The 6,316-nt window shown below is 60.3% G+C and carries 5 protein-coding genes; 2 read left to right on the top strand and 3 right to left on the bottom strand.

The window, feature by feature from the left end; translation table 11 throughout:
- From JAO32_RS10795 to murC, 3 genes are all read right to left on the bottom strand, one after another.
- Window positions 1-1,240 (bottom strand): glycoside hydrolase domain-containing protein (locus JAO32_RS10795; protein ID WP_334240177.1); only part of this gene is annotated, 1,240 nt, incomplete at its 3' end.
- A 17-nt stretch (window positions 1,241-1,257) separates the two neighbouring features.
- Window positions 1,258-2,343 carry an acyltransferase family protein gene (locus JAO32_RS10790; RefSeq protein WP_334240175.1) on the bottom strand — a complete coding sequence of 362 codons (1,086 nt, stop codon included), beginning with the start codon at window positions 2,341-2,343 and terminating at the stop codon, window positions 1,258-1,260.
- 23 nt (window positions 2,344-2,366) lie between these two features.
- Window positions 2,367-3,737 (bottom strand): UDP-N-acetylmuramate--L-alanine ligase, encoded by a 1,371-nt coding sequence (murC, locus tag JAO32_RS10785; RefSeq protein ID WP_334240173.1) that lies wholly within the window; start codon window positions 3,735-3,737, stop codon window positions 2,367-2,369.
- Between the two features lie 202 nt (window positions 3,738-3,939).
- On the opposite strand from murC, the gene JAO32_RS10780 reads away from it, so the two are divergent.
- Both JAO32_RS10780 and JAO32_RS10775 read left to right on the top strand, forming a co-directional pair.
- Window positions 3,940-5,088, top strand: a complete 1,149-nt coding sequence (locus JAO32_RS10780; protein ID WP_334240171.1) for a YXWGXW repeat-containing protein — start codon at window positions 3,940-3,942, stop codon at window positions 5,086-5,088.
- Between the two features lie 216 nt (window positions 5,089-5,304).
- On the top strand, window positions 5,305-6,312 hold the full coding sequence (locus JAO32_RS10775; RefSeq protein WP_334240169.1) for a colicin transporter: 1,008 nt from the start codon (window positions 5,305-5,307) through the stop codon (window positions 6,310-6,312).
- Window positions 6,313-6,316 lie beyond the last annotated feature (4 nt).

Raw genomic sequence — 6,316 nt, 5'->3', positions numbered from 1 at the left:
CGACCATGGCGGAGGTGTAGCTGTTCCACATGGGGAAGATGGGAAGGAAGCCGCCCTCTTCGCCTTTGTAGATGAGCGAGCGCACCATGGCGGCGTCGCGGTCGGGGTCAATGATGGTGAGCAGCGGATGCAGCGCGCGGAAGGTGTCCCAGGCGGAGAAGTCTTCGTAGTAGTCGCCGGTGCCGTGGACGACTCCACCGACTGCGAATTTGGGCCGTGTGCCACTTACGTCGCTGAAGGTGCGCGGCACAAGGATGGCGTGATACATGGCCGTGTAAAAGACGCGGCGGTCCGATTCCGGGCCAGTGATTTCAATCTTGCCGAGTGCGCGGTCCCATGTGGCGTGCGACTTCGCTTCGACTGCTGCGGCGTCGAAGTTGGGGATTTCTGCTTCGAGGTTTTTTCTGGCTTCGTCGACGGAGACGAAGGAGGTGCCGATGCGTGCGCGTACCGTTTCACCCTGCTTCACGTTGAAGGTGATGGCGGTGCCTGCGGGTTGGAAATCTGCCCCGATTTGGATTGCGGCTTGAATTGCCTGCTCCTCATCCGGTGTGCCTGATGTCGGAGCGTTGTTGGCCTTCCATGATGGGCCGGCCTTGAAGTCGTGATCGAAACGGATGACGACGTAGCCAGCGAATCCTGCCGATTTGCCAGTACCGCGATAGAAGCGTCGTACAGGATTGATGCCGGTGATTTCGCGGTGTGCGGCGTCGACGGTGAGCGTTGCGTCGCCACCGGGGGCGAGGTTTTCTACCTGCAGCCATGCGGGACCGGACTGCTGGAAGATGAACGACAACAGACCGCTGTGCGAGAGCGCCGTTACGCTGGCTTTGACGTGCAGGTCAGGCAAGGACACGTCGTAGCGATAGGGCGAGGAATGCTCGTCGCTGTGAGGAAAGCTTGAGGCGCGCTTCGATGCGTCTGTGGGGAAGCTGCCGGTGCCTGCGAGGAATTGGAAGCTGCCGTAGTCCTGCACAGCGGAGCCGGAGAGGAAGTGTGTGGCGCGAATGCCGTAGAGTCGCGGTGCGTCGTACAGGTAGGCTACGGTGCCCTTTTTCTCTGTCCGCGTGATTGCGGGCGTCCATGACGTCATACCGTAAGGCACGCCTACTCCGGGGAAGGTGTTGCCTTCTGCGGAGGTGCCTACGAGCGGGTTTACGTCGTCGGCGAGGGTGTGCTTTTGAGCGGCAACGGACAGTGTGACGGCACAGAGAGCGAGCGAAAGAGCCTTGCGGAGCATGGAAACACTTTACTGGTTCAAAGGGCTGTCATGGGAGGGGCAGCGACAGGAAACTGCTGCGGCTCCGGTGCGAGCTTGTCTTTCAGGCCGATGAGATGGCGTTCCATGATGTTCCAACTGAACAGGGCCACCGCATACGTTCCTGCAAAAGATGCAAGCACGCGCAACGGCATGGGGTACGACATGAGATGACGTTCCACCCAAAGGAAGACAAAGGGATGGAAGACGTACAGGCCGTACGAGATGCGTCCGATGAAACGCAAGGGCCGAGACGAGAGCACATGATTCAACCGAGGCATCTCGCGCAAAAGCAGCAGCGCAATGCCGCTGGCATAGAAGATTGCAAAGGCTGTGTACTTTGTTAACGCGATGGGATAGTCCGCGAGATGCCGCGAACCCAATAGCTGCTCTGCTACCAGCACGACGATGCTGCCACCGAAAAGCCAAAGCGCAAGCGAACGTAAACGCTCTAACTGGCCGCGATAAAGAATGACGGCAAGGAATGCGCCGGCGCTGAGAGAGTCAATGCGGGAGGGCGTCAGGTAGAAGATTCCGTAGCCGTAATGCAACAACACGATGCGGCTAACGATGGCGATGACAAACATCGCGGCCAACACCTTGCCGATGAAACGCCGAGGAAGCCACAGAACAAGAAATGGCCACACCAGATAAAACTGCTCTTCCACGGCGAGCGACCAGAAGTGCATGGGGCCGCGCATCACGCTGCGGAACGTCATGGTGACATTCTGCAGATACACCCACACGTCCCAGGAGACGTGGTCGCGCATGAGACCTATCCAGATGACAACGAGCGTGACGTAATACAGCGGAAAGATACGAAGGGACCGCCGAACATAAAAGACGCGGACTTCATGCCAATCGTGCTGCGCGGCTCGAAGCAAAATGCCTGTGATGAGAAATCCGGATAGAACGAAAAAAAGGTCGACACCTGTCTGCGCGAGGGTAATTGGCCCCGGGATATGAACAATGGGGCTGTTGATATGGAAGAGCATGACCATCGTGACGGCAATGGCGCGTAGTCCGTCAAGTTCACGGAAATACGTCCTTCTGGGGGCGTTTGCTGATGGCAACGAGTCAGACAAGGTGTGGGTAGTCTAACGCAGGACTATTTCCGCAGTGCTTCAAGGATCATGGGCCCAGCCTGCGAAATGCTGCCTGCGCCGAGCGTGAGGATGGCCTCGCCCTTGGCAGCAGATTCTGCTACGCGTTGTGCGCCAGCTTCGAGGCTGGGTGCGTAGTTGGCGTCGATGCCTGCGTTGCGCATGGCGCGGACGAGCGCACCGGACGAGATGCCTTCGATGGGCTGTTCGCTGGCGGCATAGATGTCCACGACTTCGACGCGATCCGCATTTGCGAATGCGAGAACGAAGTCCTCAAAGAGATCGCGTGTTCGCGTGTAACGGTGCGGCTGGAAGAGAACGTGTACGCGGCGATAACCCACGTCGCGCGCGGCCTGCAGCGTGGCACGAATCTCCGTGGGGTGATGGCCGTAGTCGTCGATGACGGTGACGCCGCGGGCTTCGCCTTTGGTTTGAAAGCGGCGATCGACACCGCGGAAACGCGAGAGGCCTGCGGCAATCTGCTTGGGCGGAACACCGAGTTCCACACCGATAGCGACGGCGGCCGTGGCGTTCAGGACGTTGTGTTTGCCGGGCACGTGCAGTTTAAACGGCCCGAGCACGATGCCGCGCGCGTTCACTTCAAACGTGGAGTAGCTTTCGGCTTCGGCGGGAAGCATCACGAGTTGGAAATCTGCGTCGGGACTTTCGCCGTAGGTCATCACGCGCTTGGTGACACGCGGAAGGATTGCGCGCAGCAACGGATCGTCAATGCAGGCAGTGGTGGCTCCGTAGAACGGCACCTTGTTCATGAAGTCGACGAAGCACTGCTCCACGTCTTCCATGTCGCGATAGTTTTCCATGTGTTCGCGATCAAGGTTTGTGACGACAGCGAGGATGGGCGAGAGCTTGAGGAAGCTGCGATCGCTTTCGTCGGCTTCTGCGACGAGATACTGCGACTGGCCGGGACGCGCATTGGAACCGAACATGTCCACGCGACCGCCCACCACGACCGTTGGATCAAGGCCGCCTGTTTCCAGCACGGCAGCGACCATGCTGGTGGTGGTGGTTTTGCCGTGCATGCCCGCGATGGCGACGCCATATTTCAGGCGCATGAGTTCGGCGAGCATTTCGGCGCGGGGAATGACGGGGATGTGCCGAGCCTGGGCTTCAAGGACTTCAGGATTGTCTTTGGCGACAGCCGAGCTGATGACAACGACGTCCGCGGGACGCACCTGTTCCGCGGCATGGCCGACAAAGATCGCCGCACCGAGTTTGCGAAGACGGTCTGTGGTGGGCGAGGTACGGAGATCGGATCCGCTGACAGGGAATCCCATGGAAAGCAGGATCTCGGCGATGCCGCTCATGCCGATACCGCCAATCCCGATAAAGTGTACCCGCTGCGCCGCTGCGAACAAGGCCGAACTGTTCTCCCGTTTCTGAGTCAGAAATCACTGTAGCAGTGTGAACGGCTGCCTGCGGAGCATTTCCACGCGAAACGTTTATTTTCAGGGCGATGCGGTGCCGGGATGCGCAACTTTTGTCGCAAAACTGCGTTTGAGGAGATGTAGCCAGCCTCACCCGCGGGATGCGGGGCGGCATGGCGGAAGGAGCAGCACCATGAACGTTCCCACCGCAGTTCGGACCTCCGTGACAACTCTTGCCATCGCCGCAGCCAGCCTGATGGCAGCGCCTATGTTGCACGCACAACTGGGCATTTCTGTGAACGTGGGATTTGCCCGGACGGCTCCGCCTCCGCTACCAGTGATGGAACAGCCCGTAGCTCCCGGCGACGGTTACATCTGGACGCCCGGCTACTGGGCATGGGATGACCAGGTGCAGGACTACTACTGGGTGGATGGCGAGTGGGTAATGGCGCCGGAAACCGGTCTGCTGTGGACACCCGGCTATTGGGCTTATGGCAACGGCGGCTATGTATGGAACGCCGGTTACTGGGGCCCGGAAGTGGGCTTCTATGGCGGTGTGAACTATGGCTTTGGCTATTTCGGCACCGGCTATGAGGGCGGCTATTGGAATGGCAACCGCTTCTTCTACAACACGGCGGTGAACCGCGTGGATATGCGCTTTGTTCACAATACGTTTGTGCGCCCGGTGGGAGGGGATTGGAACCGTGGCGGTACTCGTGTGTCGTTCAACGGCGGCCCCGGCGGATTGCGTATGCAGCCCAATCGCGATGAGCAGCGGGCGATACAGGATCGCAGGTTTGGACCGACGATGACGCAGCGCGATCGCGGATTTGATCGTGGTGGAGTTTCTGCTCCGGCTAATAACGGCTTCCGCGGCCAGAATCCACAGGACTTCCGCGGAAATGACGGCCGTGGAAACGACGGGCGTGGAAACGATGGACGCGGCAATGGATTTGTCGGTAATCAGCAGCCTGTACGCGATGGAGGAAATAACGGCATGCGTTGGTCAGGAGGTAATGACAACCAGATTCGTCCTCCGCAGGTGAACATGCCAACGCCTCCACAGCGCGTCGTCCCACAGCCGCAGGTGAATACGCCGAATCCTCCCCGCCGGGAGTTTCCGACGGATGGCGGCCGGGGAAACACGGTCCAGCAGAACGCGCCAACGCAGCGGAACTTTGATCGTCCGGCTCAGAACACCCAGCCGAATGATTTCCGCGGAGGCGGTGCGCCGAGCCCGCAGGGCGGTAATCGGTTTGCGGGTGGGGAGCGCCCGAACTTCAGCGCTCCTCAGGGTGGCCACAGTGCGCCTTCCGGCATGCGTGGATTTGGCAGATTCTAAGGCGTTTGCCGCAGAGCTGGTGGCCTTCACAGGCTTCCAGCTCTGCGGCTTTTGCTTTCCGGCATAGTGCTTCCCTTTCAACCGCAACCTGAGCCGAGTTTCGGTGTTCTAACAAATGACGTTGATTCCGGGCGAGTCCTGGAAGCAGACCGGGCTTCGATCGAACCCCGCCGCAAGGGGACGGACAGGCGAAGGAGATCCGGAAAGGTGATTGCGATGATGAAGTTTGGAAAGATTGCAGCGATTGCTGCCCTGTCTGTTGCACCCGTGGCCGCGCTGATGACGACAAATAGCGCGCAGGCCCAGGTGGTGGTTGCTGCCAGCTTTGGCGCTCCTCCTGCAATTCCCGAATATGACCAGCCTGTTGCCCCTGGCGACGGCTACATCTGGACGCCCGGTTACTGGGCCTGGGATTCTGCAGCGAATGACTATTACTGGGTGAATGGTGTGTGGGTAATGCCCCCATACACTGGTGCGTTGTGGACGCCCGGTTGGTGGGGTCCTGGCTACGGTGGCGGATGGCTGTGGAACGCTGGCTACTGGGGTCCAACCGTGGGCTACTACGGTGGCGTGAACTATGGCTGGGGCTACTTCGGTGTGGGCTTCTATGGTGGCTACTGGAACGGCGGCCACTTCTGGTACAACCGCAATTGCGGTCACTTTGGCCCCGGCTTTGGCGGTCACTACTACAACGGTGGCTTCGGCGGATGGCGTGGTGGTATTCGCGGCGGTGGCGTTGCGTTTAACGCGCATCCTCCTGCGAACTTCCGCAGCGCGGGCTTCAATGGCGGCGCACGCGGCGGCTTTAACGGAGCCAATGGTTTCCGTGGCGGCGTGAACGGTGGCAACTTCAACCGTGGCGGCCAGCCCGGCGGATCGTTTAACCGTGGCAATGGATTTGCCGGTCAGGCTGGCGGAGCAAACCGCTATGGCCAGCCTGGCGGACAGACCCGCAGCTTCTCGCAGCCCGGTGGCAATTTCAACCGCGGTGGGCAGAGCTTTAACGGTGGCGCGCGGAGCTTCTCGCAGCCCGGCGGTAGCTTCGGAGGCGCACGTAGCTTCTCGGCACCTTCAGGTGGCGGCAACTTCGGCGGTGGCGGCCGCAGCTTCTCTGCTCCATCCGGTGGTGGCTTCCGTGGTGGTGGCGGCGGATTCGGCGGTGGTGGCGGATTCCACGGCGGTGGGGGCGGTGGTTCCCACGGCGGTGGCGGTGGCCACCGATAAGCAT

The sequence above is a fragment of the Terriglobus sp. ADX1 genome (assembly GCF_036877645.1).
Taxonomy (GTDB): Bacteria; Acidobacteriota; Terriglobia; order Terriglobales; family Acidobacteriaceae; genus Terriglobus.
This window is presented reverse-complemented; position numbering and strand designations above follow the sequence as displayed.

What these genes read in the sequence shown, in the direction of transcription:
- JAO32_RS10780 (WP_334240171.1), top strand. Translation starts at nt 3,940, where the DNA reads ATGAACGTTCCCACCGCAGTTCGGACCTCCGTGACAACTCTTGCCATC.
- JAO32_RS10775 (WP_334240169.1), top strand. Translation starts at nt 5,305, where the DNA reads ATGATGAAGTTTGGAAAGATTGCAGCGATTGCTGCCCTGTCTGTTGCA.